At 69.6% G+C, this 26,800-nt stretch carries 27 protein-coding genes and 2 tRNA genes; 17 read left to right on the top strand and 12 right to left on the bottom strand.

Features of this window, described 5'->3' with window-relative positions; genetic code table 11:
* Nucleotides 1–75 precede the first annotated feature (75 nt).
* Nucleotides 76–867 (top strand): NUDIX domain-containing protein, encoded by a 792-nt coding sequence (locus AC5P1C_RS05230; protein ID WP_493864451.1) that lies wholly within the window; start codon nt 76–78, stop codon nt 865–867.
* Here AC5P1C_RS05230 and AC5P1C_RS05225 read toward each other — a convergent pair.
* Nucleotides 851–1,984 carry a helix-turn-helix transcriptional regulator gene (locus tag AC5P1C_RS05225; protein ID WP_493864533.1) on the bottom strand — a complete coding sequence of 378 codons (1,134 nt, stop codon included), beginning with the start codon at nt 1,982–1,984 and terminating at the stop codon, nt 851–853. The two genes, AC5P1C_RS05230 and AC5P1C_RS05225, sit on opposite strands and share 17 nt — an antisense overlap.
* 338 nt (nt 1,985–2,322) lie before the next feature.
* Between AC5P1C_RS05225 and AC5P1C_RS05220 the strand changes: the two genes are divergently transcribed.
* From AC5P1C_RS05220 to AC5P1C_RS05160, 13 genes are all read left to right on the top strand, one after another.
* Nucleotides 2,323–2,682 carry an SCO3933 family regulatory protein gene (locus AC5P1C_RS05220; protein WP_493864450.1) on the top strand — a complete coding sequence of 120 codons (360 nt, stop codon included), beginning with the start codon at nt 2,323–2,325 and terminating at the stop codon, nt 2,680–2,682.
* A 2-nt stretch (nt 2,683–2,684) separates the two neighbouring features.
* The gene (locus tag AC5P1C_RS05215; RefSeq protein ID WP_493864449.1) at nt 2,685–4,040 is read left to right on the top strand and encodes an FtsK/SpoIIIE domain-containing protein; all 1,356 of its coding nucleotides are present in this window, start codon (nt 2,685–2,687) and stop codon (nt 4,038–4,040) included.
* An 83-nt stretch (nt 4,041–4,123) separates the two neighbouring features.
* Complete coding sequence (locus AC5P1C_RS05210) at nt 4,124–4,291, top strand: hypothetical protein (RefSeq protein WP_493864448.1); 168 nt, start codon at nt 4,124–4,126, stop codon at nt 4,289–4,291.
* 252 nt (nt 4,292–4,543) lie between these two features.
* Entirely contained in the window at nt 4,544–5,197 is a 654-nt protein-coding gene (locus AC5P1C_RS05205) for a DUF2637 domain-containing protein (RefSeq protein ID WP_493864447.1), read from the top strand.
* Between the two features lie 20 nt (nt 5,198–5,217).
* A complete protein-coding gene (locus AC5P1C_RS05200; RefSeq protein WP_493864446.1) occupies nt 5,218–5,412 on the top strand; it encodes a mobile element transfer protein in 195 nt (64 codons plus the stop codon).
* A gap of 16 nt (nt 5,413–5,428) precedes the next feature.
* Nucleotides 5,429–5,584 carry a hypothetical protein gene (locus AC5P1C_RS05195; protein ID WP_493864445.1) on the top strand — a complete coding sequence of 52 codons (156 nt, stop codon included), beginning with the start codon at nt 5,429–5,431 and terminating at the stop codon, nt 5,582–5,584.
* 25 nt (nt 5,585–5,609) lie between these two features.
* The gene (locus AC5P1C_RS05190) at nt 5,610–5,948 is read left to right on the top strand and encodes a SpdD-like protein (RefSeq protein WP_493864444.1); all 339 of its coding nucleotides are present in this window, start codon (nt 5,610–5,612) and stop codon (nt 5,946–5,948) included.
* 91 nt (nt 5,949–6,039) lie between these two features.
* Complete coding sequence (locus tag AC5P1C_RS05185; RefSeq protein WP_493864443.1) at nt 6,040–6,234, top strand: hypothetical protein; 195 nt, start codon at nt 6,040–6,042, stop codon at nt 6,232–6,234.
* Nucleotides 6,231–6,479: a hypothetical protein gene (locus AC5P1C_RS05180; protein WP_493864442.1), complete on the top strand. Its 249-nt coding sequence runs from the start codon at nt 6,231–6,233 to the stop codon at nt 6,477–6,479. Before AC5P1C_RS05185 ends, AC5P1C_RS05180 begins: the two co-directional genes overlap by 4 nt.
* Nucleotides 6,476–7,168 carry a DNA methylase gene (locus AC5P1C_RS05175; RefSeq protein ID WP_493864441.1) on the top strand — a complete coding sequence of 231 codons (693 nt, stop codon included), beginning with the start codon at nt 6,476–6,478 and terminating at the stop codon, nt 7,166–7,168. Before AC5P1C_RS05180 ends, AC5P1C_RS05175 begins: the two co-directional genes overlap by 4 nt.
* The gene (gene repSA, locus AC5P1C_RS05170; RefSeq protein WP_493864440.1) at nt 7,165–8,565 is read left to right on the top strand and encodes a replication initiator protein RepSA; all 1,401 of its coding nucleotides are present in this window, start codon (nt 7,165–7,167) and stop codon (nt 8,563–8,565) included. Before AC5P1C_RS05175 ends, repSA begins: the two co-directional genes overlap by 4 nt.
* A complete protein-coding gene (locus tag AC5P1C_RS05165; RefSeq protein WP_493864439.1) occupies nt 8,562–8,768 on the top strand; it encodes a helix-turn-helix domain-containing protein in 207 nt (68 codons plus the stop codon). Before repSA ends, AC5P1C_RS05165 begins: the two co-directional genes overlap by 4 nt.
* On the top strand, nt 8,765–9,991 hold the full coding sequence (locus AC5P1C_RS05160) for a site-specific integrase (RefSeq protein ID WP_493864438.1): 1,227 nt from the start codon (nt 8,765–8,767) through the stop codon (nt 9,989–9,991). Before AC5P1C_RS05165 ends, AC5P1C_RS05160 begins: the two co-directional genes overlap by 4 nt.
* Before the next feature lie 76 nt (nt 9,992–10,067).
* Here AC5P1C_RS05160 and AC5P1C_RS05155 read toward each other — a convergent pair.
* Nucleotides 10,068–10,140, bottom strand: a tRNA-Arg gene (locus tag AC5P1C_RS05155).
* 191 nt (nt 10,141–10,331) lie between these two features.
* Nucleotides 10,332–10,422, bottom strand: a tRNA-Ser gene (locus AC5P1C_RS05150).
* Between the two features lie 212 nt (nt 10,423–10,634).
* Here AC5P1C_RS05150 and AC5P1C_RS05145 point away from each other — a divergent pair.
* The gene (locus AC5P1C_RS05145) at nt 10,635–11,078 is read left to right on the top strand and encodes an SSI family serine proteinase inhibitor (RefSeq protein WP_493864437.1); all 444 of its coding nucleotides are present in this window, start codon (nt 10,635–10,637) and stop codon (nt 11,076–11,078) included.
* A gap of 246 nt (nt 11,079–11,324) precedes the next feature.
* Nucleotides 11,325–15,746, top strand: coding sequence for a PAS domain-containing protein (locus AC5P1C_RS05140; protein ID WP_493864436.1), 4,422 nt, complete (start codon nt 11,325–11,327; stop codon nt 15,744–15,746).
* Between the two features lie 184 nt (nt 15,747–15,930).
* On the opposite strand, the gene AC5P1C_RS05135 is transcribed toward AC5P1C_RS05140, so the two are convergent.
* From AC5P1C_RS05135 to AC5P1C_RS05095, 9 genes are all read right to left on the bottom strand, one after another.
* The gene (locus tag AC5P1C_RS05135; RefSeq protein WP_493864435.1) at nt 15,931–17,580 is read right to left on the bottom strand and encodes a long-chain fatty acid--CoA ligase; all 1,650 of its coding nucleotides are present in this window, start codon (nt 17,578–17,580) and stop codon (nt 15,931–15,933) included.
* Between the two features lie 277 nt (nt 17,581–17,857).
* Nucleotides 17,858–18,421, bottom strand: a complete 564-nt coding sequence (locus tag AC5P1C_RS05130; RefSeq protein WP_493864434.1) for a SigE family RNA polymerase sigma factor — start codon at nt 18,419–18,421, stop codon at nt 17,858–17,860.
* A 325-nt stretch (nt 18,422–18,746) separates the two neighbouring features.
* Complete coding sequence (locus AC5P1C_RS05125; protein ID WP_493864433.1) at nt 18,747–19,406, bottom strand: DUF1906 domain-containing protein; 660 nt, start codon at nt 19,404–19,406, stop codon at nt 18,747–18,749.
* A gap of 406 nt (nt 19,407–19,812) precedes the next feature.
* Nucleotides 19,813–20,979: a lipid-transfer protein gene (locus AC5P1C_RS05120; protein WP_493864432.1), complete on the bottom strand. Its 1,167-nt coding sequence runs from the start codon at nt 20,977–20,979 to the stop codon at nt 19,813–19,815.
* On the bottom strand, nt 20,976–21,431 hold the full coding sequence (locus AC5P1C_RS05115; protein ID WP_493864532.1) for a MaoC family dehydratase: 456 nt from the start codon (nt 21,429–21,431) through the stop codon (nt 20,976–20,978). Before AC5P1C_RS05115 ends, AC5P1C_RS05120 begins: the two co-directional genes overlap by 4 nt.
* A gap of 38 nt (nt 21,432–21,469) precedes the next feature.
* On the bottom strand, nt 21,470–22,687 hold the full coding sequence (locus AC5P1C_RS05110) for an acyl-CoA dehydrogenase family protein (protein ID WP_493864431.1): 1,218 nt from the start codon (nt 22,685–22,687) through the stop codon (nt 21,470–21,472).
* 1 nt (nt 22,688) lies between these two features.
* Complete coding sequence (locus tag AC5P1C_RS05105; RefSeq protein WP_493864430.1) at nt 22,689–23,588, bottom strand: bifunctional MaoC family dehydratase N-terminal/OB-fold nucleic acid binding domain-containing protein; 900 nt, start codon at nt 23,586–23,588, stop codon at nt 22,689–22,691.
* Nucleotides 23,589–23,677: 89 nt separating this feature from the next.
* A complete protein-coding gene (locus tag AC5P1C_RS05100) occupies nt 23,678–24,967 on the bottom strand; it encodes an acyl-CoA dehydrogenase family protein (RefSeq protein ID WP_493864429.1) in 1,290 nt (429 codons plus the stop codon).
* A 274-nt stretch (nt 24,968–25,241) separates the two neighbouring features.
* Complete coding sequence (locus AC5P1C_RS05095) at nt 25,242–25,553, bottom strand: hypothetical protein (protein WP_493864428.1); 312 nt, start codon at nt 25,551–25,553, stop codon at nt 25,242–25,244.
* Nucleotides 25,554–25,924: 371 nt separating this feature from the next.
* Here AC5P1C_RS05095 and AC5P1C_RS05090 point away from each other — a divergent pair, with 371 nt between their 5' ends.
* Nucleotides 25,925–26,797, top strand: a complete 873-nt coding sequence (locus AC5P1C_RS05090) for a bifunctional DNA primase/polymerase (RefSeq protein ID WP_493864427.1) — start codon at nt 25,925–25,927, stop codon at nt 26,795–26,797.
* Nucleotides 26,798–26,800 lie beyond the last annotated feature (3 nt).

Genomic DNA, 26,800 nt, shown 5'->3' with positions numbered 1-26,800 from the left:
GTTCGCTGTCAGATCGGGCGGCTACGCTGGTACGGGTTGACACTAGGACAGAAGATCTGAGGAGTTGCTGCCTGAATGGGGCCGAAGTCGGCGCGGGCTTACCGCACGATTCGCGAGTGGGTTGCGTCGGGGAAGTATGAGCCCGGTGCGAAGCTGCCATCTGAGCGCACTCTTGAGAAGGAACTGCTGATCGGCCGGACTCAGCTTCGCGTCGTACTCGCGAAGCTTGTCGCGGAGGGCGTAATCGAGTCACACGTCCGGAGCTCCTACCGGGTTCCTGTTCACGCCGTGAGTGTCGAACGACCAGAGGGCCTTGAATCCTGGCAGATCCATGGTGAGCGCACGGTCTACGACAACCGTTGGGTGAAGCTGGATCTGGTGGACGTCGAGCCACCCGGCGTTGAACGCTTCGAGCATCACGTAGTGAGGCTGCACCACGTCGCGATCTCTGCTGTGATCGATGATCGGGACCGCGTACTCATGCTCTGGCGCTATCGATTCGTGCCGGACAAGTGGGGCTGGGAGCTCCCAGGCGGCATTGTGGACGATGGCGAGGAGCCGCACGCGACCGCAGCGCGAGAGTTCGAGGAAGAGACCGGCTGGCGTCCGAAGTCCCTGGAGCACGTGGTCACCTATCAGCCCATGGTGGGCATGGTCGACTCACCGCATGAGATCTACGTCGGACACGGCGCCACGCATGTCGGTGACCCCACGGATATCGAGGAAGCGGGACACGTTGCCTGGGTGCCACTCTCGGACGTTCCCGCGCTGATGGCTCGGGATGAGCTGATGGGCTCGGGAACGCTGGTCGCTCTACTGCACGTCCTGGCTTCCCGCGCCGGCGGAGCGTCTACAGCTTCAGCGTGAGTTGCTCAATCCGGCGGCGGTGTCGGACTGACCCCGTGCGGTTGGCCAGCAAGCGAGCGTGCTGTAGGTGCTCCCGTGCTTGGCTGAACTCTCCGCGGGCGAGGTGCGCTTGAGCAAGATCGCAACGTAGACCGGAAGTCGCGCGGACGAATGTCGGATCAGTTGTCCTAAGCCCCATGTAGAGGCTGTCGAGAGCGTCTTCGTCCCCGATCATGGCGAGGGCATTTCCTCGCCAGCGGGCAAGATGACTGCTGTTTAAGAAGATGCTGAGCATGTCTGGATCTCGGTCTTCGTTCCCAGATGGAAGGGAGACGATGGCCCTGTCCAGAGCTCGTTTGCAGTCATCCGGCATGTCGGCCTTGGCGCAGAGCTCGGCTTCGGCAGCGAACAGCCATGCTCGGAGACGTGGTGAGGCCTGCTCCCCGCCTAACCGCTGGGCTTCTCGCACTAGTTGCACCGCCATCTCAGGACGGCCGCCATCGCTCAGTACGTACGCCTGCTCTGCCGTGGCGTGGGCTAAGTACATTGGTTCTTCAGCTTCTTGTGCGGCCCTCCTGCCCAACTCGTAGTTACGCCAAGCCCGTTCGACAGAGCCGGCGCTGAGCGCTTGCCAAGCCGCCAGGGTTGCGGCCCCGGCAAGTGCTCGTGCGACAGGCCGTCGAGCGTCGGGCAATACGGCAAAGGTCAGGGCATCTTCGAGTGCCATTAGGTGGCCCGTCATCTGGTCAATGAGGCTCGCGGCACCCATCTGACGATCAAGGGTGCGCAATAGCTCGGTTTGATCCATGAACGTCGACACCATCGAGGTGCTGACGCTTCGGGCAGAGTCGATCCGGCTCATCAACTCGGCATATCCGCCGGTCTCGACAGCAGGCGCGTGCATGTCGTGGTGGTCGAAGAGCTCTGCATCTGTGACCCCGAATAGTGGGCGCAAGATGTGGGCGTACCGCTCGCTGACCTGGCGCTTCCCGTTCTCCCACTCGGACACGTAGACGCGCAGGCTTGCTGTTGATGCCACATCGAGCACGTGCTGATGCGCGAATCGCTCGATCTCTCGGATCAAGCGATCTTGCGACCAGCCTCGTTCGTTTCGGATCTTGCGTAGCCGGTTGGACACCTGTACCGCCCTCGACTTGGCGTCGTCACCTGTTAACAGAAGCATGCCGCACATCGGTGCAGGTCGGCAGGGGTTAACAGGATCTGTGTTAACCCCTGTTGGCTACCGGCAAGTTGAGGATCGCGGTTCTCTTGAGGTGTCGCTAGAAGGCGAGTTCAGAAGCCGAACAGCGAGAGTGGTTGACAACTGGTGCGCACCAGATGCAATCTGTTGGTGCGCACCAGTTGGGAACGCAAGAATCCTGTGGAGCTGTCTCAAGCTCCGCTACACAACGCAGGAGCGGCGCCCTACCGCCAAGCAGTCCGCCGCTCCCGCCCCTCACTCAAGGGAGTTCCATAATGCAGCAGATCCCTGTGGACACTGTGGGCGCGACCCTGATGGTCGCTCAGCCTCCGCAGCCGAAGTACGCGAACCAGAAGACGCAGGAGCGTGCGGCCGACCGTCAGACCGGTGAGCTTCTGGTGACCCTGGACGTGCTGTTCGTGGTGAGCGGCAACGCTGAGGTCGTCAAGGTCACCGTGGGCGAGTCGGCTATCTCCGGTGAGCTGGCGATGGGTACGCCCGTCGCGCTGACTGGTCTGGTGGCTCGGCCGTGGGAGAACGAGTTCAACGGCCAGAAGCGGCACGGAATCAGCTTCCGTGCGGTCGCGGTCACCGCGCAGACGGTCGGCGCTCCGAAGAGCGTGAAGGCGGCCTGATCATGGTGTGGTTAACGATCGCACTCGTGGTCGTTGCCGGGCTGGCGCTGCTGCTTCGGTGGCGCCGCCCCGCCTGGTACTGGATGACCTTCGGTATCGTCTTCGCCGCGATCAAGGTCCGCCTTCGGTACGCGTCCGTGATGGATGCCTGCGACCTGACGGAGCCCGCCTCACGGCTGCGGCTGGCCATGGCCCGCATGTTCAACTGGCAGACCCCCCGCCAACGAGTCCCGCGCCTGCTGTGGATCAAGCCGACCCGTACCGGTCTGCTGTTGCGGATTCGGATGTTGCCGGGGCAGGACGCCTTCGACTACTCGGCCGCGGTCGACCGGCTGCGGCACGCCTTCGGCGTCCACCAGGTCACCTCACGCGAGATCAAACCCGGGGTCATGGAGGTCGCCACGACCGGCTATGACGTGCTCAAGCTGGTGCAGATGCCGGCCAAGACCGATTGCCGTGAACTGCGGGTGCCGGTGGCGTTGTGTGAGGACGGCTCGGTGCACTACCGCGACTACAAAGAGGTCCCGCACTCGATCACCCTGGGCGCGGTCGGCTCGGGAAAGTCCGTCACCCAACGCAAGGTCATCAAGGAACTCGCCCCGCAGTACGTCGCGTTGGTCGGCATCGACTGCAAGCAGGGTGTCGAGATCGCCCCGCTTGCCCGCCGGTTCACCGCGCTGGCCGATAACCCGGACGATGCGGCCGATCTCCTGGAAGCCCTCGTCTCCCGCATGGATGCGATCTATCAGGTCATCCGGCGCGAGCAGCGCGTCAGTGCCGACACCCCGGACGCGGAGATCACCGCGAATATCTGGGGTCTGCCCGAGGAACTGCGGCCGGTGCCGGTGGTCGTCACGATTGACGAGATCGCCGAACTGGCCTTGTTCACCACGTCGGCGGAGAAGAAGCGCCGTGAGCGCATCATCGTCGCCCTGGTCCGCCTGGCCCAGCTCGGCCGTGCCGCCGGCATCTTCCTCGACATCTACGGTCAGCGCTTCGGCTCCGAACTCGGCGACGGCATCACCATGCTCCGTGCCCAGCTCACCGGCCGGATGGCGCACCGCGTCAACGACGAATCCAGCGCGAAGATGGCATTCGGGGATGTCTCCCCGCACGCGGTGTTCGCGGCCACACAGATCCGCAACGATCGCCCCGGCATGGCCGTGGTCGGCCACTCCAACGGCGATTGGACGCGCATCCGTACCCCGCACACCTCGATGCGCGAAGCCGTGAGCGCCTGCAACAAGCACGCCGCTCTCACCCCGGATATCCCGGAACTGGCCTGCTTCCGCCCGGTCGTCGACCTCGACACCGTCAAGGCGCCCGCGACGCTCGAACCCGTCGCCGAAGCCGCCTGAACCCTCCCCGCTCTATCGGTCGGCGCGACCGCATCGCGCCCGGTCCCTACCCCTCCCATGCCTGATCACAGAGAGGAACCGTCATGAGGTTGCCGCGCAGGAAGCACAAGACCCAGGTCTATGACGCCGGGTTCGGCTACTTCAACTTCCAGTGCTCGTGCGGTGTCACCGGCCGCGCGATCCAGTACCGGGACGAGATCGCCACCAAGGCCCGCTTGCACGTCGAAGCTGCCGCCCGTCAAAAGCGGTGACGGCGATGGCCCGCAAGAAGCCTCCGGTTCGCCCGCCGGCTTCCCAGCCGTGCAAGCCGTGCAAGGGCACCGGTGAGGTTCCCGTCAGTGTCCGCGTCGGCCGCGGCAAACGCGTCATCGGCCAACAGAACGGCATCTGCCTCGGCTGCTTCGGCACCGGCTAAGCCCCCACCGACTGAACACGCCCGGGTCGGGCGGCCGGACTCGATCCCGCCCCGCCCCGGTCCAACCCCCAGAAGGAGGTGAAGCGACATGAACAGTCCGATCCGCCCGGATGCCGTGCTCGTACAGGCCGTGATCGCCGGAGCGCTGTCCTTCGCCCACCTGCACGACCTGGCCGCCGCCGCCGGACAGACCGGCTGGAAGGCCTGGGCCTACCCCATCTCCGTCGATCTGCTCCTGGTGGCCGCCTGGCGCCGGCTGCGCAGTGACGGACCCTCCCGGCTGGCCTGGTGCTGGTTCCTGGTCGCCCTGGTCGCCTCGCTCGGCGCCAACGTCGCCACCGCCGGCTTCCTCGACCTGGCCCACCCTCCGGGCTGGCTGCGCTTCGGGGTCGCCGGCTGGCCCGCGCTCGCCTTCCTCGGCGGCACCCTCTTGGCCCACAGCCCCACCCCGGCGCCCGTCGATCACACCCCCAGCCCAGAACCCGAGCCCATCGCCGTGACACGGGACCGCGAGCCGACCCCGGAGCCAGAACCGCTCCCCGTTGTGGAGCCTCCCGTGGCGCTGCCCGAAGCCCCGTCCGCGCCCGCCGTGGAGGCGCCGCCCGCACTGGTGGCGCACGCTCGCCGGCTCGCGGATGACCACCAGGCCCGTACCGGTAGCCCGATCGATCTCGACACTCTGCGCGCCCGCCTCGGCGTTCCCGCCCCGATGGCGGATGCGATCGCCGCCCAACTCACCTGACCCGAAAGGAAGGACACGTCATGCCGCACGGATTCCTGTTCCAGCGCCTCATGGCTTACGGCCCCGTGGAGGTCGGACGCGGTCTCGGTAGGGACGGCGACAAGGCCTACATCGCCACCTGCACCACCGACCGATGCGGCTGGTCGGCCGACTTCAACACCTACTCCGCGGTGTGCATGGCTGCCAAGGGCCACCGCTGCCGCATCCGCACCTGACCCGAAGGAATACGCCGTGTCTGTCCCGCTGTGGTTCTTCATCGGCTGCCTGGCCGTGGTCGGCGTCAAGCTCGTCCGCCCGCCGCTCTGGCTCGTGATCGTCCTGGTGATCGGCGGCTACATCCTCGCCGACAGTCTGCTCGCCCCCGCCATCGACCCAGCCATCAAGTAACCCGCACCGGAGAGGAGTTCAGATCATGTTCAAGCCCCACGTGCCGGTCAACGAGATCCCGACCGGCGAGATCATCCCGACCATCACCACCCTGGGAAACGTCGCCCCGCAGCACCACATCAGTGCCCCATGCGCCTGCACCCACCCCGCCCCTACACCGCCAGCGCCTGCCGCATCCCGGCCGGCGGTGCAGCTCACCACCGGATCGGTGCTCGCCGTGATCGGCGCCGGTACGGCCGTGGTGCTGGTCGTCGGCGCGGTCCTGGTCTCCATGCTCCTGGCCGTCGCCATCACCGCCACCGCGCTCGCCATCTGCGCCCTGGTCATCCGCTCGCTGATCACCACGCAGGCCAAGGGACGCTGACCGGCCCTCCGGGCGGCCTCAACGACCAAGCATCCGCCGCCCGGACGGCCCGCGCCCCTACCCGATCTCTCAACCGGAAGGAACCTCCATCATGACCCAGCCCACCCCTACCTCGGCCCGCATCTGCGGCAACTGCGACGGCTTCGCCACCGTCAAAGTCACCCTCGGCGGACGCGACCGCAACGGGCACCGCCGCCTGATCACCACCTACTGCAAGGCCTGCCACGGCACCGGGACCGTCCGCGCCCGCCGCTTCGACACGGCGGTCTGGACGGTGGCCGCATGAACTTCCTGACCGTTTCCGCGCACATCACCCCGGAAACCGAATCCGTGATCCGCATCTTTGACGGCACCGACCGGCACAGCGCCGGCCCCTTCGTCAGCCTGCGCGTCGGTGACGGTGAGGTAGATGTCGTCCTCATAGCCGACCTTGGAACCGCTGACGCCCTGCGCGACCTCGCCAAGGCCGCGAATGAGGCCGCGAACGTGCTCGACGAACTGACCGCCCGCACCCTGAGCGGTGCCACATGATCAGCTCTCGGGTTCTGGATCTGTTCTGCTGCTCCGGTGGCGCCGGCTGGGGTTACCACCTCTCCGGATTCCAGGTCGACGGCTGCGACAACGCCGACCGCCCCCGATACCCCTTCATGTACCACCGCGGAGATGCCCTCGAATACCTCGCCCACCTGATCACTACGGGCGAGATCGAACGCTACGCACTCGTGCACGCCTCCCCGCCCTGCCAAGCCGGCTGCGCCCTCACCATCGGCACCAACCAGTCACAGGGCTGGGGTCGCGAGCACACTCAACTCATCCCCGAACTCCGCACCCTGCTCGACACCACCGGCCTGCCGTACGTCATCGAACAACCCACCGGAAGGGCACCGGTCCGTCGTGATCTGACCTTGTGCGGCGAAATGTTCGGGCTCGGCGTGCTGCGGCACCGGCACTTCGAACTCGGTCGCTGGTCGACCATGCAGCCGGCTCACCCCCGCCACCGCGGCTACGTCCGCGGCTACCGCCACGGCATCTACCGCGAGGGCCCCTACGTGGCCGCATACGGAGAAGGCGGCGGCAAAGCCACCATCCCCGAGATGCAACAGGCCATGGGCATCACCTGGACCGACATCCGCCAGGAACTCACCGAAGCCATCCCCCCGGCCTACACACGCTGGATCGCCACCGCCTTCCGTACCGCTCGGCAGGAGGTGATCGCGTGAGTGACACCACCACCCTGGCGGGCCTGGATACGGCCACCCTCAGCGACATGCTGAAGGTGGCCGGCTCCGACCGCTTCGACCGCTGGCAAGACCAGATCCGACGCACCGGCGGCTGCTCCGACCCGATCCACCTCACCGGCTGGTCCCTCACCAAAGACCGCGCTACCGGCGAAACTCTGCGGCATTACTCGACCGAAGACGAGCCCGGCGGACGGTTACGGATCGCGTGCGGCAACCGACGTGCCTCCCGCTGCCCAGCCTGCGCCTGGACCTACGCCGGCGACACCTACCACCTCATCCGCGCCGGACTCATCGGCGATACCCGACACGAGATCCCCGCCACCATCCGCCACCGACCGCGCGTCTTCGCCACCCTCACCGCGCCCTCGTTCGGGCCGGTCCACAACCAGCCGACTCACGGCGTATGCCGCTGCGGAACCGTCCACCGCGACGATGACCCGACACTTGGCACCCCACTCGACCCGAACCGGTACGACTACGCCGGCGCCGTGCTCTTCAACAACCACGCAGGCGACCTCTGGCACCGCTTCGTCAACCGGCTGCGCCGCGAGATCGCCGCCCAAGTCGGCATCACACAGAAAGCATTCAAAGAGTCGGCCCGGCTCTCGTACGGCAAGGTCGCCGAATTCCAGAAACGCGGAGCCGTCCACTTCCACGCCGTGATCCGCATCGACGGACCAGACGGACCCGACACCCCGCCCCCTACCTGGGCGAACACCGAACTCCTCACCCAAGCTATCCGCGCGGCTGCCACGCACCCCTACGTCACCGTGTCCGTCCCGCCCGCCTCGGACGCCGGCTACCTGGACGGCTGGCAACTGCGCTGGGGCCGACAACTCGACATCCGCCCGATCAAGGCCTTCGGTGAGGGCTCCGAGATCACCGAACAGGCTGTGGCCTCCTACGTCGCCAAGTACGCCACCAAAGCCGCCGAGAACACCGGCACTGTCGACCGCCGCATCGGCAACCGAGAAGCCGCCACACTCCTGGGCCTGCCCGAGCACCCCCGCCGCCTGATCGAAGCCTGCTTCGACCTCGCCCCCGCCTACCCCGAGCGCCGGCTCACCGCCTGGGCTCACATGCTCGGCTTCCGCGGCCATTTCAGCTCAAAGTCCCGCCGCTACTCCACCACCCTCGGCACCCTGCGACAGATCAGAGCCGACTACCGAGCCACCCAAGAACGCGAAGCCCTCGGCCTCGACGGCCACGAACCGGACACCGTGCTTGTCCTCGCCTCCTGGCAATACGCCGGTCACGGACACACACCCGGTGAATCCGCCCTCGCCGCCACCATCGCCCGAGATCTCCAGCTCAACCGCGAAACCGCACGCGAAGCGCTGCACGACCAACCCGTCCCGGAAGGAGCCGCAGCATGACGACGACAGTGATCCAACCGAAGTGGCACACGACCAAGGAGGTCGCCGTGATGCTCGGCTATGGCCTCTCCAAGACCAAGATGCTGGTGCTCACCGGTGAGATCCGTTCGATCAAGGACGGGGGTAGCCGCCGCATCCTTCCCCGCTACGTGGATGAGTACGTCGAGCGTCGCGCCCGTCTGGCTGAGGGGGAAGCAGCATGAGTGGCAAGCGGGGCAACGGTGAGGGGTCCATCTACCCGTACAAGAACGGCTTTGCGGCCTACGTCTGGGTGACCAAGCCGGACGGCACACGGGCCCGAAAGTACGCCTACGGCAAGACACGGGAGGAGACGCACGAGAAGTGGCTCAACCTCCACGCTGAAGCCAAGAAGGGGCCCGTCGCCACTCGGCATCGCACGGTGTCCGTCTTCCTGGCGTATTGGCTCGACTCGATCGTTAAGCCGAACCTCGCCCCGCTGTCGTACGTCTCGTACGAGGGCTGCGTGCGCCTCTACATCGCTCCCTACCTCGGGCCGAAGCGACTGGATCGGCTGTCCGTCCGGGACGTACGTGAGTGGCTGACCAAGCTGGCGACGGTCTGCCAGTGCTGTGCTCAGGGCAAGGATGCAAAGCGTGCGCCGGCACGCCGGAAGTGCTGCGCGGTCGGAGACTGCTGCGAGGCGTACCCCTCCCGCCGGGTCATCCAAGCCTCCCGCGACGCCCTGCGGGCTGCCTTGACGCATGCCGTCTCCGAAGAGGAGATCAGTAGGAACGTCGCCTCTCTGGTGAAGGTGCCCAAGCCGCGGCGTCGCCGGATCAAGCCGTGGTCGGTTGCGGAAGCCGGCCAGTTCCTCGCCGACGCCGCCGCTCGGGATGATCACCTGTTCGCCGCGTGGATGCTGGTTCTCTGCCTCGGCCTGCGCCGCGGTGAGGTCCTGGGCCTGACGTGGAAGTCCGTCGATTTCGAAGCTGGCGAGCTGTACGTGGATCACCAGATCCAGCGCGCCGGCACTCAGATCCTCCACCGCGAGACCAAAACGGAGGACTCCGACGACTTCCTGCCGCTGCCCGCGCTGTGCCTCAAGGCTCTGCGGATGCGTCGTGCCCAGCAAACCGGGGACCGCAATGCAGCCGGCGACGCCTGGCAGGACAGGCACGGCCTGATCTTCACCACGAAGTACGGGACCCCGATCGAGCCGGGCAACATGACTCGAATGTTCGCCCTGCGGGCCCGTCGCGCCAGCCTCCGTGCGATCCCGCTGCGGAACACCCGCCACACGTGCAGCTCGCTCCTGGTCGCCCTCAAGGTGCACCCGAAGGTGGCGCAGCGCATCCTGCGGCACTCGCAGATCGCCATGACGATGGAGGTCTACGCGGAAGCGAGCGAGGAAGAGGTGCGCTCGGCACTCGACCAGCTGTCCGGCGCGATGGACGCCACCGGCTGAGGCGGTTGCTGTACTTCGCTGCTGTACGGGCAACGCAAGAGGCCCCCGGATGATCTCCGGGGGCCTCTTACCTGTGTGCACTCGGCAGGATTCGAACCTGCAACCTTCTGATCCGTAGTCAGATGCTCTATCCGTTAAGCTACGAGTGCTTGATTTTTCTTTTGTTGTCTTCGCTCCCCGGCCTTTCGGCCCGTTCGCGGCGACAGGAAGAACATTACATGACCGCCGCCGCCATGTGAAATCCGTTTGCCGCACCGCTTGCGACCTGCGGAAACAGGGCTTCGCGGCGGTAAAACGCCGAAGCCCCGGTCCAGTGGACCGGGGCTTCGGGATCTTGCGGCGGAGGCGGAGGGATTTGAACCCTCGATGGGATTTAAGTCCCAAACCGCATTAGCAGTGCGGCGCCATAGACCGGACTAGGCGACGCCTCCAGCTTGCACACCTGCGCGAACGCGAGGGGTGCGTGCAGATGATGACACAGCCGGGCGGCGTGTCACCAATCGCGGCTTCCACGGTACTAGTCGGGCGGCCCGCAGGGCAAAGCGCTTCCCGCGCCCGCAACGTCGCGGCGTCAACGGCGTTAGACGCGACAGAGCCCGTACGTGTTCGCGTACCCGGTATCCCGCACCCAGTGGAGCCCGTCATGCTGCGCCGTCTCGTCCTCACCGCCGCCGCGTCCGTCGCCGCGCTGTCCGCCGCGCCCGCCGTCGCCCACGCCGACATGACCCCCGTGCACCTGTCGACGCCGTTGACCGAATCGACCCCCGACCGGCTCACGGTGAAGGTCACCGACGCCGGGGACGGGCGGGACGGGACGTTCGAGCTGGAATGTCACCCGTCGGGCGGCACGCACCCCCGGGCGGAGGAGGCGTGCTCGAAACTCGACGAAGGCACGTGGGGCAAGGACACCTTCGCGCCCATGCCGACCGACTCGGTCTGCACCATGCAGTACGGCGGTCCCGCCACCGCGCACGTCACCGGCACCTGGAACGGCCGGCCCGTCGACGCGACGTACAACCGCGCCAACGGCTGCGAGATCTCCCGGTGGGACAAGCTCGTCCCGGTACTTCCCGAGGTCGCGGGCTAGCCCCGGGCAATCCGTTCCGGCCAGAGGCGGGAGTAGTTCCGGCCACGGTTGAGACCGCTTGCCCGCCACCTCGTCGTGACCAGGCGGTACGGAAGCCTCACATCTTCTGCGTGCGACCTCCCTCTCATCCGGCGTCGCGCGCACAACCACTCCCCGTAGACTCCCTCCCGTGACACGCCGCGGGCCGCGGGGCAAGATGGCCTGGGCGAGTCGGCAAGCAGCAGTAACCAGGGAGGAAGCGTCGTCGTGAGCAGCAGGCCATCCCGAGGCGCTGCTCGCCTCGCAGCCATACTCGACGCGCTTCCGGACGCGCTGGTCCTCGTGAACGCCAACGGGACCGTCGTGAACGCGAACGCGATCGCGCTCGAGGCGTTCGAGACCCCGGGTACCGCCCTCGTGGGCCGTGGGCTCCTCGATCTGTTGCCGGAGTTCGACTCCCGGCTGATTCCCGGATCGATGCGCAGGCCCGACTCCATCGACGAGCGCGGGCGGACCAAGCCGACGCGGATGACCGCGCGCCGCACGGACGGCAGCGAGTTCCCCGTCGAGGTCACCAGCTCGAACCTGGAAGACATTCGGGACGCCTACGACAATTACGGTTACACCGGCGACGAGTTGCTCATGCTCGTCGTACGCGACCTTTCCGGCGCCGTGGACACCGAGGCCGAACTCGCGCGCTCCCAGCGGCAGACCGAGATGATCCTGCGCGCCGCCGCGGAGGGTGTCGTCGGGACCGATACCGAGGGGCGGGTCGTTCTCGTCAACCCCGCCGCCGCGCAGATACTCGGCTTCCGGGCCAGCGACCTGGGCGGGCACGAGCTGCACAACCTGGTGCTCCACTCCCGCGCCGACGGCGAGCCCTTCCCGTACGAGGAGTCCCCGCTCGCCGACACGCTGCGCTCCGGGCGCAAGCACCGGGTGCGCGGGCAGGTCCTGTGGTCCAAGAGCGGCGACCGGGTCGCGGTCGACCTGACGACGGCGCCGGTGCGGGACGGGGACCAGCTCGTCGGCGCGGTCATGACGTTCACCGACCGGCGGCCCTACGACGCGCTTGCCGAGGAGCACGAGGCCGCGATCGCGGCGCACGCCGAGGAGATGAAGGCCGCGACGGAGCGGCGTACGGAGGAGCTGCGGGCCGCGACGGAGCGGCACGCGGCGGAACTCGCCGCCGCGGCCGAGCAGCGCGCCGAGGAGATCGCCGCCGAGCAGGAGCGGTACGCGGCGCTCGCCGAGCGCGAGAAGGACCGGTTCGAGGAGCTGACCGAGCGCGAGAAGGCGCGGTACGACGCCCTGGCCGCGCGGCACGAGCAGTTGCTGGCCGTGCTCGGATCGTCCCTGCGGGGGCCGCTCGACGAGCTGCGGCGCGAGCTGTCGGCCCTCGCCGCCGATGACGCCGGGCAGTTGTGGCCCGAGGCGAACCAGGTTCTCCATCATCTTTCCGCCGGGTACGCGCGCATCACCACGCTTGTCGACAATGTGCTGGGCTTCCAGTTGCTCGACTCGGGTGCGGATCAGCTGTCGTGCGCGAAGGTCATGCTCGATGCCGTGGTCGCGAGCGGCGTGGAGGGCGCGGTCGAGCTGATCGGGCCCGGACGCGCGCAGTTCGCGGTGCACGCGCCGCCGATCGAGGTCGAGGTGGACCCGGGGCGGCTCGCCACGGCGCTCGCCCACCTGGTCGCCGACGTGGCGGGGATCGATGCCACGGGCAACGCGCGCGCCGGTGCGGCTCCGACCGTGACCGCCGGTGGGTACGTGGACTCGACCGTGGTCGTGGCCGCCGCTCAGCGCGGCGAGGTCGTCCGCATCGAGGTGCGGGGGCCGTACGCCGGGGGAGACCCGGTGCACGAGCCGATCGTCCGGGGCATCGTGCAGGCGCACGGCGGCGTGCTGCAGACGCATGAGGTGCCGGGGATGAGCGGCAATGCGTACGTTCTTGAAGTACCGATCGGTGCGGGTGGCGGCGGCACGGTTTCCGCTGCTCCTGGGGTGGCTGTCCCTGGGGTGGCTGCCTCTGAGGTGGCCGCCTCTGAGGTGACCGGCGGTTCCGTCGGCTCCGCTGTCGGCTCCTCCGTCGTGGTGCCCGCGCAGGCTTCGCCCGCCACGGGTGGCGGGCGGCGACGGGCCCGGCGGGCTGCCGGGCCCTCGGTCGACTCGTTCCTGGAGAGTTCGGATCCGGACGGGACCGGCTCGGGGGGCGTGGGATCAGGAGCCGGGGCTTCGCCCAGCGGGACCGGGCGTCGGCGTGGTCGGCGTGCGGCGGAGGCCGATGCGGCGCAGGCCGCGGAAGCCGCGGAAGCCGCGGAGGCTGCGGCGGCGCAGGCCGGTGCTGGGGCCGAGGCGCAGGTTGCTTCGGAGGCGTCCGCTCCGGCGGCCGAGGGCTCGCGGGCTTCTGGCGGTACCGGCCGGAGGCGTGGGCGGCCCAGCGCCGCGGAGGGTGCTGCGGGGGCAGGGAGCTCCGTGGGTTCGGTGGGTTCCGTGGCTTCCGTGGGCTCCGTTGGCTCCGTTGGCTCCGTTGGCTCCGTGGTGACTGCTGCCGAGCATGCGGCCGGGTCGGCGGCGCTGGGGGAGACGGTGCCGCCGCAGGGCGTGCCGGTTCCCGCGGGGGCGGTGGCCCCTGCCGCTTCCGGGCGGCGGGCACGGCAGAGCGACGAGCAGTTGGCGTTGCCGCCCGCGCTGCCTTCGAGCGGTGGTGGTCAGGAGGGTGCTGCCGCCGGGGGAGCCGGGGGCAGTGGTTCCGGGGCGAGTGGTTCCGGGGTCGGCACGGCTATGGCTGTTGCCGGGTCGGCCGGCTCCACCGACGCGGGCGAGGCCTCGGCCCGGCCCACGGGGCGTCGGCGCCGTGCGCTGGCCGCCGCCAAGGAGCGCGCCGCCGCCGATGAGGCTCCCAGCGGGCGCGTTTTCGCGCTGCCGCCCGCATCCGCGGACCAGGACGACACGGGGCAGCACGAAGCGGCCCTGCACCACCCGGCCGACGACCACACCCCTCCGCAGCCCCACCCGGCTGAGACGCCGACGGGCCGCCGCCGGTCCCGCCCGGCTCCGGCTGCTCCTGCGGCTGCTCCGGCCGCCGGTGCCGCGGGGGACGCGCAAGAGGCCCCGGCCGTCAGTGCTCCCTCGCAGGCCACCGCGTACGCCGAAGGCACTCCCGCGCGGGGCGTCCACACCCCCGGCAGGGGTGTCGCGCTCCCGCCCGAGCGCGGGGCCCAGGCGCGGGCCGCGCAGCCGCTGCCCGCCGAGGCCGCGCCCGGCGACCCCAACTCGACGCAGGGGCGCGCGATCAGCGTGCGTACGCTCGGCCAGGGTGTGCCGTTCGGCCAGCAGATCGCCGAGCAGCAGCAGCGCCGCCTCGGCCTGCAGCAGGGCCAGACCCCGGCGGCGGCACCGCAGATCCCGCAGGCACCGCAGCCTCCGCAGGCACCGCAGTCGCCTCAGGGCCAGCAGTCGCCTCAGGGCCGGCAAACACCTCAGGCACCGCAGACGCCACAGGCACCGCAGACGCCACAGACGCCGCAGGGCCAGCAGGCACCGGCCCAAGTGAAGGCTCCGGCCCAGCAGCCCGCCGCCCACGATGCCCCGAAGTCCGCCGCGGCCCCGCTGCCCGAACAGGCACCGGCGCAGCCCGCGGCTCCGGGTCCGTCGCAGTCCCACACGCTCGGCGGCGGTGGCTCGCTCGGCGGTTCGGTCGGCGGCTCCGGGCGTCGGCGCAGGCTGTCCACTCCCCCTGCCCCCGCGGGCGACGACCGCCCCGAGGCCGCAGCCCGCAAGGACCCCCAGGCTCCGGCGCACCCGCAGTCCCGGATCGCGTCGTCCAGTGAGGGCACAGGACGCTCGTACGCCATAGGCGCACCGGACGAGGACGCCGACGAGGGCCCGGAGCCGTTGGACGGTCCCGGCGGCGCGGTCGAGGTCGCCAACCGGCCCCAGCCGCAGCCCATGGACGACGAACTGCCGCCCGAGCCGCTGGACAACCCGCGCCGCCTCCTCGTGTGGCCCGCGCCCGACGTCACCACGCAGCAGGCGCTGAGCGACCGCGGCTACCGTCCCGTCATCGTGAACTCCCGCGAAGAGGTCGACGCCCAGATCGCCGCGTTCCCCGCAGCGCTCTTCGTGGACCCGCTGACCGGACCGATCACGCGTACGGCGCTGCAGTCGCTGCGTACGGCCGCCGTGGCAGCCGAGGTTCCCGTGCTCGTCACGGCGGGACTCGGCCAGGCGACGCGCGAGGCCGCGTACGGCGCCGACCCCGCCGTACTCCTGAAGGCCCTCGCGCCGCGCGACAGCGAGCAGCACCCGCCCCGCGTCCTGCTCATCGAGGAGCACGAGGAGATCGCGCTCGCCCTGACCGCGACGCTGGAGCGGCGCGGCATGCAGGTCGCGCGGGCCGAGAGCGACGCGGACGCGGTGACGCTCGCGGCGCAGATGCGGCCGAACCTGGTGGTGATGGACCTGATGCAGGTGCGTCGCCGCAGGGCCGGGATCATCGACTGGCTGCGCGCGAACGGCCAGTTGAACCGCACCCCGCTCGTCGTCTACACCGCCGCCGTCGACCAGACGGAGCTGCCGCGGCTCGCGGCGGGGGAGACGGTGCTCTTCCTCGCGGAGCGGTCGACGAGCACCGAGGTGCAGGGCCGGATCGTGGACCTGCTGGCGAAGATCGGCACGAACTAGCGCTCAGGTCTGGCGCTCGCGATAGCACTCAGGTCTGGCGCTCAGCGATAGCACTCAGGGATATCGTTCAGTGATATCGCTCAGGGATATCGCTCAGGGATATCGCTCAGGGCGCGACATGCGGCGATGCGCCGCCCCCCCGGTGGGGGGAGCGGCGCATCGGTATCCCGGGTGAGGCCCCGCGTCAGAGCTTCGTGACGTCCAGCTCGCCTTCCGCGTACTGCCTGCGCAGCACCTTCTTGTCGAACTTGCCGACGCTCGTCTTCGGCACGGCCGGCACGATCGCCCAGCGCTCGGGCAGCTGCCACTTGGCGATGGTGCCCGCGAGGAAGTCGCGCAGGGCCGCGTACTCGAGGGTCGCGCCCTCCTTCAACACGACGGTGGCGAGCGGGCGTTCGCCCCACTTGTCGTCGGGGACGGCGACGACCGCGGCCTCCGCGACATCCGGGTGGGCCATGATCGCGTTCTCAAGATCGACGCTGGAGATCCACTCGCCGCCGGACTTGATGACGTCCTTCGCGCGGTCGGTGAGGGTGAGGAACCCGTCGGACGTGATGACGCCGACGTCGCCGGTCTTCAGCCAGCCGTCCGCGCTGAACTTGTCGTCGGGCTTGATGGCCTCGCCGCCCGCGCCGCCGTAGTAGGCGCCCGCGATCCATGGCCCGCGCACCTCGAGCTCGCCCGCGGACTCGCCGTCCCACGGCAGGTGCTCGCCGCCGGGGCCGACCAGGCGTGCCTCGACGCCGGTCGGGAAACGGCCCTGGGTGAGGCGGTAGGCGAACTCCTCGTCCGTACCGATGGCCTTGGCCGGCGGGCGGGCCACCGTGCCGAGCGGGGAGGTCTCCGTCATGCCCCAGGCGTGGCAGACGCGCATGCCCAGCGCGTCGAACGCCTCCATCAGCGAGGGCGGGCAGGCCGAGCCGCCGATGGTGACCTGGCCGAGCGAGCTGACGTCGCGCGGCTTCGCGGTGAGTTCGGCGAGCAGGCCCTGCCAGATGGTGGGGACGGCGGCCGCGTGCGTGGGCCGCTCCGTCTCGATCATCTCGGCGAGCGGCGCGGGCTGCAGGAAGCGGTCCGGCATCAGCATGTTCACGCCGGCCATGAGGGTCGCGTGCGGCAGGCCCCAGGCGTTGACGTGGAACTGCGGGACGACGACGAGCGTGGTGTCCGCGTCCGTCAGGCCCATCGACTCGCTCATGTTGACCTGCATGGAGTGCAGATAGATGGAACGGTGCGAGTAGACGACGCCCTTGGGGTCCCCCGTGGTGCCGGAGGTGTAGCACATGGCGGCGGCCGTGCGCTCGTCGAGCTCGGGCCAATCGTACGTCGTGGGCTTGGCGGCGATCAGGTCCTCGTACTCGTGCACCTGCGCCTGGATCCCCGCGAGCGGCGAGCGGTCGCCGGGTCCCGAGACCACCAGGTGCTCGACGGTCGGCAGCTGCGGCAGAAGGGGCGCGAGCAGCGGGATGAGGGAGCCGTTCACGATGATGACGCGGTCGGCCGCGTGGTTCACGATCCAGGTCAACTGGTCGGCGGGCAGCCGGAGATTGAGGGTGTGCAGGACGGCGCCCATGCAGGGGACGGCGAAGTAAGCCTCTACGTGCTCTGCGTTATTCCACATAAAAGTGGCAATACGCTCGTCGCCGTCGACCCCGAGGTCTTCGCGCAGCGCGTGCGCGAGCTGGGCCGAGCGTTCACCGATCTCGCGGTAGCTGCGCCGCTGTGGAGCGGCCTCGCCGGTCCATGTGGTGACCTGCGACGACCCGTGCACGGTCGTCCCGTGCCGAAGGATGCGGGTGACGGTCAGTGGTACGTCCTGCATCGTGCTCAGCACGGCGTCCTCCCGATGGGCGCGCGGCATTCATCCGTGGCGGCTCCCGGATGACCTACCTGGCAGTAGGGCTCGCCAGATTCTTGCCGCATACCGCACGGTATGTCACTAGGTCGGGAGAAGAAAGGTCCATCGGACGCCCTTCGGAGCTGCGACGATCACTGGTCCGGGGGCGGGAGCGGGGCTGGGGCCGGGCCGGGAGCGAGGCTGGGGCCCGAAGCGGGGCTGGGGCCGGGAGCCGGGGTGGGGCCGGGAGCGGGGTCTTGCATGGTTGCCTCGGTCACCGGACCGGCGTGAGTTCCGGGTCCTCGCGCAGCTTGCCGAGCGCACGCGACACCGCGCTCTTGACGGTGCCGATGGACACCCCGAGCACCTCGGCCGTCTGCGCCTCGCTCAGATCCTCGTAGTACCGCAGGACGACCATCGCCCGCTGCCGCGCCGGCAGCTTCATGATCGCGCGCCACATCGCGTCCCTGAGCACCTGCTGCTCGGCCGGATCCGCGACCGGCGTCACCTCGGGCTCGGGCAGCTCGTCACACGCGAACTCGTCGACCTTGCGCTTGCGCCACTGCGACGTCCGGGTGTTCAGGAGGGCCCGGCGCACATAGCCGTCGAGCGCCCGATGGTCCTGGATCCGGTCCCACGCGACATAGGTCTTGGTGAGGGCGGTCTGCAGCAAATCCTCGGCATCGCTCGGATTCGCGGTCAGCGAGCGCGCGGTGCGCAGCAAAACGGGCTGCCGTGCCCGTACGTACGACGCGAACGACGGATACGCCGAAGGACTCGCTGTCCGCGTCGCGGCCTTCGATGCGCTGGTGCAGATGGGCACCATGGATACGGTCATGGCTCCACGCTAGAAGCGACCCCTACTTCAGCGGATCGGCCGCAGGTCCCGAAGCGTTGTCCGCCTCAGGTTGTACGCGGGGTGGTAGCCCCACCTCCTGAAGGTGGAGGAGGCGGAGCACACCCCTGAGGGTTCATCCCTGAGAGGGGCACGGGCCGGACCGCGCTTCGGGCCGCTCTCCGGGTCGGACTGGGGGCGACTCCGGGCCGGACTGGGGGGCGATTCGGGGGTGGCCTGGGGACGGCCTGGAGGCGGCCTGGGGCAAACCCTCCGGCCTGGCGGGTCCGAGGCGGAGGGCCGGCGGATCCGGGTCCGGGCCCAGGGGCTACCGGATCCGGGCCACCGGCGCGTGCATGAGGTTCCGGTCGATCTTCAGCGTGCGCCCGCCGTGCCGCTCCTTCACGTTCCCCGCGTACTGGTGAATACGCCGCTCGGGGTGCCACGCGTCGTCCGGCAGCACGGGCTCGCGGTACAGGTGCGGCCTCGTGTGCCAGCGCGCGAACCACATCACCTCCGGCAGATCACTCGTCCCTGCCCGCCGCTCCGCCTCCATGTGCCGCACCCCGGAGTTCGCGCTGCTGTAGAACCCCGGGACGTACCCGAGCCTGCTCACCTCGCGGTCCCAGGCCCGCACGAAGGCCAGGGTGGCGTCGGCGCACTTCTTCTTCCGGTGGGCGTACGCCTCCATGTCCAGATAGAGCGGGCTGAGCCGCTGCATCCCGAGCGCCTTCGCCTTCCGTACCGCGTCCCTCCCCTCCCGTTTGCCCTGCCGCCGGGGCTCCTTCCCCATGCGTACGTCCTGCTTGTGCTGCGCGGCGACACAGGGCGACTGCGAACCGACGTACACCGGAAGCACCTTCCACCCCATCCCCCGCACCGACCGCATCCAGCCGCGGGTCAGCTCCGGCTGGCGCTGGCACGCTCGGCCGCGGCCCGCGTAATAGACGCCCACCGCTTGGTAGTCGGAGGACGTCCAGCGGCGCATCGTGCCGACGGGCGGCGTGAGGCAGGTGTCGAAGGCCCAGCCGTGGAAGGTCGAGACCCCGGGTGCCCAGCCGGCCGCGCGACCGCGAGCCCCGGCGGCTGCACCGGGTCCTGGCGCTGCCTCAGGACCAGTTGCTGCCCCGGGTCCGGTTGCTGCCTCGGGTGCGGCTGCTGCCCCGGGTCCGGCTGCTGCCCCAGGTCCGTGGGACCTCGTGCCGGTACCGGTACCTGCACCGGCCGTCCGTCCTTCGTCGGCCTCGGGTCTGCCCGTGGCGCCGGTCGGTGGCACGCCCACCGCCAGGGCGGTCAGGGTGACGGCAAGGACAAGCCCCATCATCAGCTTTCGGCAGCGCATACGCCGAGTGAAGGGCTCTGGGCCCACGCCCGGCCCGGGACACGCGCCGCGTTCAGCCGTCCGCCGCCAGAATCAACCCCGATGTGGGGACACCGGTGCCCGCGGTGACGAGCGTGCGCGCGGCTCCCGGTATCTGGTTCACGGACGTGCCGCGCACCTGTCTGACCGCCTCCGCTATGCCGTTCATCCCGTGCAGATACGCCTCCCCGAGCTGCCCTCCGTGCGTGTTGAGCGGCAGCGCCTCCTCGGCCACGAAGTCGGCCGCCTCACCCGGCCCGCAGAACCCGAACTCCTCCAGCTGCATCAGCACGAACGGCGTGAAGTGGTCGTAGAGAATGCCCACGTCCATGTCCGCCGGAGTGAGGCCGGAGCTCTGCCACAACTGCCGGGCCACCACGCTCATTTCCGGCAGCCCGCTCAGGTCGTCGCGGTAGAAACTGGTCATCTGCTCCTGCGCCCGGCCCGCGCCCTGGGCCGCCGCCGTGATCACCGCCGGTGGCTTCGGCAGGTCCCGGGCCCGCTCCACGCTCGTCACGACGATCGCCTGCCCGCCGTCGGTCTCCTGGCAGCAGTCCAGAAGCCGCAGCGGCTCGACGATCCAGCGTGACGCGGCGTGCTCGGCGAGCGTGATCGGCTTCCCGTGGAAATAGGCCGCGGGGTTGGTCGCCGCGTACTTCCGGTCGGTGACCGCCACATGGCCGAAGGCGTCGGGGGTGAGGCCGTAGGTGTGCAGATAACGCTGGGCCGCCATCGCCACCCAGGATGCGGGAGTCAGCAGTCCGAACGGCAACGACCAGCCGAGCGCCGCGCCCTCCGCCGACGGCTCCCGATGCTGCACCCCCGAACCGAACCGCCGGCCGGACCGCTCATTGAACGCGCGGTAGCAGACGACGACTTCGGCCACACCTGTCGCCACCGCGAGCGCCGCCTGCTGGACGGTCGCGCAGGCCGCGCCTCCGCCGTAGTGGACGCGCGAGAAGAACGACAGCTCCCCGATCCCGGCCGCCTGCGCGACGGTGATCTCCGGGTTCGTGTCCATGGTGAACGTGACCATGCCGTCGACGTCGGCGGGGCCGAGTCCCGCGTCGTCGAGCGCGAGGCCCACCGCCTCCACGGCCAGTCTGAGCTCACTGCGTCCCGAGTCCTTCGAGAACTCGGTCGCCCCGATCCCGACGACAGCCGCCTTCCCGCCGAGCTGATCACGCGTGCGTACGCTCATGCCGTGCCCCCTGCCGTTGCGTCGCCCGAGGCCGGGACTGAGGCTGAGGCCCGCGCTGAGGCTGAGGCTGAGGCCGGGATCGTGACCGTGACCGTGCCGGTGACGTGCTTGCCGATGTCGTTGGCCCCGACCACCTTCACCGTGGCCGTATCGCCGTCGACCTGCTCGACGGAACCGGTCAACACCATCGTGTCCCCCGGGTAGTTGGGAGCCCCCAGCCTGATCGCCACCTTGCGCAGGATCGCCCCGGAGCCGAAGTGGTCCGTGATGTACCTGCCGACCAGGCCGTTCGTGGTCAGGATGTTCATGAAGATGTCGGGGGAGCCCTTCTCCTGGGCGATCACCGAGTCGTGGTGCACGTCCTGGTAGTCCCGCGACGCGATCGCTCCGGAGACGATCAGTGTCCGGGTGACCGGGATGCTCAGCTCCGGCAACTCGTCACCGACCCGCACACCGCCGCTGTCGCGCCCGCCGGCGGTCTGTCTCCCCGTCATGCCGTCTCCTCCTGCCCGCTCAGCACGGCACCCTGCACTCCGTTCGCTTCAGATGATCCGTCCGCTCCAGTCGCTCCAACTGATCCGTCCCCTCCAGCCGCTCCAGCCGCCTCAGCTGCCTCAGCCGCGATCAAGTCCCCCATTTCCTGCAGCACTTCACTCCCGCATCCCAGGTACGCGTCCAATTGCCGCCCCCACAAGAAGTGCCGGTGCACCGGGTGATCGAGGTCGGCACCCATGCCACCGTGCAGATGCTGGCCCGCGTGCACGACGCGCTTGCCCGCCTCCGACGCCCACCACGCGGCGGTCAGCGCATGTGTGCCGTACGGCAGTCCGGCGTCACGGCGCCAGGCCGCCTCGTACGCCGTGACCCGTATCGCCTCGGTGTCCATATGGGCGTCCGCCGCCCGGAGTTGGACCCCTTGCTTGGCCGCGAGTGGCCGACCGAACTGCTCCCGCTCGTTCGTGTGGGCCACCGCGCGGGCCAGCGAGCCCGCGCACACCCCGGCCTGCAGCCCCGCGAACGCTGTCCGCGCGCTCGCCAGGACGTCGTCGTACGCCTCTTCGCCTCCGATCCGCTCCCCGGGGGCCCCGTCCAGGACCAGCCGCCCCGCCGCCCAGGGCGCGGTCAGCTCCACGGGCTCGGTCTCCGCGTCCGCCACCCGCACCCTCCACAGGCTGTGGCCACCCCTCGGCTCCGACTCGCGCACCGCCACCAGAACCTCCGTGGCATCCCGCAGCCACGGCACCCATGGCACCGCCCCGGTCAGCGTCCCGGTCTGCGCTCCGGTCTGCGCCCCGGTCGATTCGCCGGTCGGCGCCCCTTCTACAGAGACCACCACGCCGCCCCGCGCCGGGAACGCCCCCGTCGCCACCGCCGTACCGTCCCGCAGTCCCGGCAGCAGCCGCCCCCGCTGCTCCTCCGTGCCGTGTGCCGCCACTGCCAGGAGTCCATAGACGCAGCTCGCCGCGAACGGCACCTGTGCCGTCACCCGGCCCTGCTCCTCCAGCAGCAGCACAAGGCCGAGCAACCCGACATCCTCCACCGCGCCCGGAAGCCCCGCCGCGCACAACGCCTTCCACAGCTCGGCGTCCGACCCCGTGCCCGACCCCGAGCCCGCCGCCGCGAGCCGCTCGGGTGTGGACTGGTCCCCGAAGATCTCCGCGGCAAGGTCCCGTGCCGCGGCCTGCTCTTCCGTGGGTGTGAAGTCCATGTCAGCCCTCGCCCCCCGCCATGCCCTCGACGGCCCGGAACACCGGAAGCTCCAACTCCTTGTCGACCTGCGCGAATTCGAGCCGCACCTGCTGCCCGATCCGCACCTTGTCGCTGGGCAGACCCACCACATTGCTGACCATGCGCACACCCTCCGCCAGGTCAATGAGCCCGACCGCGTACGGGGGGTCGAAGGCGGGGAAGGGCGGATGGTGCATGACGACGTACGAGTAGACCGTGCCCTCGCCGCTCGCCTCGACCGTGTCCCATACGAGCGCCCCGCAGGCATTGCAGCCGGGCAGCCAGGGGAAGCGCAGTGTCTGGCAGCCGCCGCAGCGCTGGATCAGGAGCTGGTGCCGGGCAACGCCCTCCCAGAATCCGGCGTTGTCCCGATTGATCACAGGGCGGGGGCGCTTGGCTTGGGCCTGGGCCTGGGGTTTCCGCTGCGCGGGCGCGTACTTCAGGATCCGGAAGCGATGAGTCCCCGCCGGCTCGCCGTCCGCTCTGACGTCCATCCGGGTCGTGACGAAGTGCCCCGTGCCCAGCTTGGTCGTCTTGCGCTCCGACACCGACTCGATGACCGCGTCGAAGGTGATCTCCTCCCCCGGCCGCAGCGCCCGCAGATACTCCTGCTCGCAGTCCGTGGCGACGACCGAGGTGTACCCCGCGCCGTCCAGGAGCGCGAACAGCTCGTCGTACGCCGCCGAACGGCCCTGGTGTCCGGAGAGCCCGCCCATCGTCCAGGCCTGGAGCATGGTCGGCGGCGCGATCGGATCCGCCCCCGCATAGGCCGGGTTGCAGTCCCCCATGGCCTCGCACCAATGCCGGATCATCGGTTCGTTGACCAGGTCCTTGCCCACGCCCGACGTGGCGGCCGCCTGCCCTTCGAACGTCTTCAACATCTCGTACGAGAGATACGAGAGAGACGGGTGCTGTGAGAGATGTGAGACATCCGCGATATCTGAGACACCCGAGCGATGTGAACGATCAGTCATCGCCGCCCCCTCCGCATCCCGAGGCGCATCGTCGCCACGATCTCCCGCTGCACCTCGCTCACCCCGCCCCCGAACGTATTGATCTGTGCAGCCCTGTTCATCCGCTCCAACTCCCCCTCACCGCCCGTGCCGAGCGCCAAAGACCCGGGTGAGCCGCCCCGCACCAGCCCCGCCTCGCCCGTGACTTCCTGACATATTCGGTACACCTCCACGGCCGATTCGGTTCCCACGAATTTCACGCCGCTCGCGTCTCCCGGCGCCAGGACACCCGCCCCGACATCCCCCACCAAACGCCAGTTGAGCAGGCGCGTTGCAGCGAGCCGGGCCTGCGCCTCGGCCAGCCTGGACCGAACCCACGGAGCGTCAATCCGGCGCTCACCCGTCACCGGATCGGGTGTACGAGCGAAGGAGAGGGCGGCGGCGTAGAAATCCTCGGCCTGCATGCCGATCGCGGCGAGCGCCACCCGCTCGTGGTTGAGCTGGTTGGTGATGAGCCCCCAGCCGCCGTTCTCCTCGCCGACGAGGTTCGTGGCGGGGACGCGGATCCCGTCGTAGTACGTGGCCGTCGTCGTCAGACCCCCGACCGTCTCGATCGGCGTCCACGAGAACCCGGTGGCGTCGGTCGGCACGAGGATGATCGAGATGCCTTGGTGCTTGGGGGCTTCGGGGTCGGTGCGGCAGGCCAGCCAGATCCAGTCGGCGTTCTGGGCGTTCGACGTGAAGATCTTCTGCCCGTCGATGATCCACGCGGCGTCAGGCTCCCCGAGCCCCGCACCGCCACGCACGACCCCCTCACGAACGGCACCCTCGCGCCCCGCGCCCTCACGAACGGCACCCTCGCGCCCCGCGCCCTCACGCACCGCGCCCTCACGCACCGCCCGCGTCCGCAGCGAGGCCAGATCGGTGCCCGCCGACGGCTCGCTGTACCCGATCGCGAAGACGAGGTCCCCACTGAGGATGCGCGGCAGGAACGCGGCTTTCTGCTCATCCGTGCCGTACTTCATGAGGGTCGGCCCCACAGTGTTCAGGGTGACCATCGATACGGGCGCGCCCGCGCGGTAGGCCTCGTCGAAGAAGACGAACTGCTCGTCGGGCCCGCGCCCCTGCCCGCCGTACTCGACCGGCCAGCCGAGGCCGAGCATCCCGTCGGCCCCGATGCGCCGCAGCAGTCGGCGCTGCCCCTCCAGGTCGCCCCCTTCGGGCGGCCCTCCTGGCATCAGATCGCGGAAGTACGCGCGCAGTTCGGCGCGCAGCTGCTGTTGGCGTTCGGTGGGGGCGAGGTGCACGGCGGCGGCCTCTCCTTCGCGTACGGGCGTCCGCGTACGGGCGTCGCACCGACAATGATTTCTGACTGTCCGTCAGAAACTGTTCTGGTGTCAAGAGATCGCCCCGGAAGCGAAGCCGGCGCGACGAACACGCCTGTGTGCACGAACACGCCTGTGTGCACGAACACGCCTGTGTGCACGAACACGCCTGCGCGGCGGTGCAGATGCACCGCCGCGCAGAACGCCACACACCCCATCGAGCAGGCCCCAGGAGCTACCCCGGAGGGCCGTCACCTCACCAGAGGTGGGTGAAGTTGACGGCGATGTTCTCGTTCGACTGGTCGATCGCCGTGAAAGCCGAGCCGTTCACCTGGGCGGTGTTGTTCTGGTTCGAGGCGCCCGAGCCGGTCGCCACCTGCTGAGACGTCGACGAGTTGCCCTCGTTGTCGTCACCGACGCCGCTGCCGTTGACCGTCGCCACGGCGGCGTTCGATCCGTCGTCCGCGAAGGAGCCGTTGTCCGCCGTCGCGACACCAGAGAAGAGTGCGGCGGCCAGGGGCAGGGCTGCGGCGGCAGCGATGACGCGGGCGGTACGGATGCTTGCCATGTCATTTCCTCCAGAACGGGGGTACGCACCGGCGATGTGCCGGAAGCACCTGAAGTACGGCTGTTCCCAAGGCAGTTGGCCGACCGCCCCGGGGGGTTCTGCACGACGTCGCGAGTCCAGAGTTGCCCACCGAATCCCCGGCGAACCACCCCGGAAGCCCCGATTCCCCCGCAAGCGTGAGTACAAGTCGATAAACACGCTTCGCTCCACTAAAGCCCCAGCTCAGCCCCCTGAACCCGACCCAAACCCAGTCGCCGCACGCGCTGAAGCGTTCCGCCATTTCGTGAAGGTCGACGGGCGCGCCCGCGTGTCGCCCGCGCGTCGCGCCCGCCCCCCTTCCTTTCTTCGAACACTTGTACGAAAATGAAGTCATGGCCACCATCGACCGCCATGCCACAGCACTCGCACTCGCCCACGCCCTGTCCGCCGCCGAGCGCGGCCTCGCCGTCATCCCCCTCTCCCGGACCAAGCTGCCGGCGCTCCGCTCCCCCCACCACGAACAGCCCGAACCGATCCCCTGCCACGGCGAATGCGGCCGCCTCGGACACGGCGTGTACGACGCGTCGAGCGACCCGCGCCGCATCCGCGAACTCTTCGCGGCCGCCCCCTGGGCCACCGGCTATGGCATCGCGTGCGGGCTGCCCCCGTACCACCTGATCGGCATCGACCTGGACACCAAGTCCGGTACGGACGCTCCCGCGGCCCTGCGGGAGCTGGCGCTGCACCACCTGTTCACGATCCCGGCCACGGTCGTCGTGGCGACCCCCAGCGGTGGCCGCCACATCTGGCTCGCGGGCCCGCCCGAAGCCGTCATCCCCAACTCGGCGGGCCGGCTCGCCCCCGGCATCGACATCCGGGGCGCGGGCGGCTATCTCGTCGGCCCGGGTTCGCGCACCGAGTATGGCGTCTACAGCGCCGTACCCGGTACGGCCCATCTCCCTCCAGCGACCTGCCCACCCGCACTCCTACGCCTGCTCACGCCCCCGCCCCGCACCCATCAGCCCGCGCTCCCGCACGTGCCCGCCCCGGTCCAGCGGGGCCAGGGCCTGGTCCAGTTCGTGCTCGCCGCACACGAGGGCCAGCGCAACACCCGCCTGTTCTGGGCCGCTTGCCGCGCGTACGAGAACGGCATCGGCGAGGCCCTGACCAAGGACCTCACCGATGCCGCACTCCGGGTCGGCCTCACGGAGCGCGAGGCACGCTCGACGATCGCGTCGGCGGCGCGGCTCACGGGCCCCGCGTGACCG

This window comes from Streptomyces sp. A18, assembly GCF_059026065.1.
This window is presented reverse-complemented; position numbering and strand designations above follow the sequence as displayed.

Bases quoted from the DNA above. Each gene is read 5' to 3' on its own strand.
- AC5P1C_RS05145 (WP_493864437.1), top strand. From the start codon at position 10,635: ATGCTGCGCCGTCTCGTCCTCACCGCCGCCGCGTCCGTCGCCGCGCTG.
- AC5P1C_RS05185 (WP_493864443.1), top strand. From the start codon at position 6,040: ATGACCCAGCCCACCCCTACCTCGGCCCGCATCTGCGGCAACTGCGAC.
- AC5P1C_RS05165 (WP_493864439.1), top strand. From the start codon at position 8,562: ATGACGACGACAGTGATCCAACCGAAGTGGCACACGACCAAGGAGGTC.
- AC5P1C_RS05175 (WP_493864441.1), top strand. From the start codon at position 6,476: ATGATCAGCTCTCGGGTTCTGGATCTGTTCTGCTGCTCCGGTGGCGCC.
- AC5P1C_RS05180 (WP_493864442.1), top strand. From the start codon at position 6,231: ATGAACTTCCTGACCGTTTCCGCGCACATCACCCCGGAAACCGAATCC.
- AC5P1C_RS05190 (WP_493864444.1), top strand. From the start codon at position 5,610: ATGTTCAAGCCCCACGTGCCGGTCAACGAGATCCCGACCGGCGAGATC.
- AC5P1C_RS05160 (WP_493864438.1), top strand. From the start codon at position 8,765: ATGAGTGGCAAGCGGGGCAACGGTGAGGGGTCCATCTACCCGTACAAG.
- AC5P1C_RS05230 (WP_493864451.1), top strand. From the start codon at position 76: ATGGGGCCGAAGTCGGCGCGGGCTTACCGCACGATTCGCGAGTGGGTT.
- AC5P1C_RS05095 (WP_493864428.1), bottom strand. From the start codon at position 25,553: ATGGCAAGCATCCGTACCGCCCGCGTCATCGCTGCCGCCGCAGCCCTG.
- AC5P1C_RS05130 (WP_493864434.1), bottom strand. From the start codon at position 18,421: ATGACCGTATCCATGGTGCCCATCTGCACCAGCGCATCGAAGGCCGCG.
- AC5P1C_RS05120 (WP_493864432.1), bottom strand. From the start codon at position 20,979: ATGAGCGTACGCACGCGTGATCAGCTCGGCGGGAAGGCGGCTGTCGTC.
- AC5P1C_RS05125 (WP_493864433.1), bottom strand. From the start codon at position 19,406: ATGCGCCGCTGGACGTCCTCCGACTACCAAGCGGTGGGCGTCTATTAC.
- AC5P1C_RS05205 (WP_493864447.1), top strand. From the start codon at position 4,544: ATGAACAGTCCGATCCGCCCGGATGCCGTGCTCGTACAGGCCGTGATC.
- AC5P1C_RS05110 (WP_493864431.1), bottom strand. From the start codon at position 22,687: ATGGACTTCACACCCACGGAAGAGCAGGCCGCGGCACGGGACCTTGCC.
- AC5P1C_RS05220 (WP_493864450.1), top strand. From the start codon at position 2,323: ATGCAGCAGATCCCTGTGGACACTGTGGGCGCGACCCTGATGGTCGCT.
- AC5P1C_RS05215 (WP_493864449.1), top strand. From the start codon at position 2,685: ATGGTGTGGTTAACGATCGCACTCGTGGTCGTTGCCGGGCTGGCGCTG.
- AC5P1C_RS05210 (WP_493864448.1), top strand. From the start codon at position 4,124: ATGAGGTTGCCGCGCAGGAAGCACAAGACCCAGGTCTATGACGCCGGG.
- AC5P1C_RS05200 (WP_493864446.1), top strand. From the start codon at position 5,218: ATGCCGCACGGATTCCTGTTCCAGCGCCTCATGGCTTACGGCCCCGTG.
- AC5P1C_RS05105 (WP_493864430.1), bottom strand. From the start codon at position 23,588: ATGTTGAAGACGTTCGAAGGGCAGGCGGCCGCCACGTCGGGCGTGGGC.
- AC5P1C_RS05090 (WP_493864427.1), top strand. From the start codon at position 25,925: ATGGCCACCATCGACCGCCATGCCACAGCACTCGCACTCGCCCACGCC.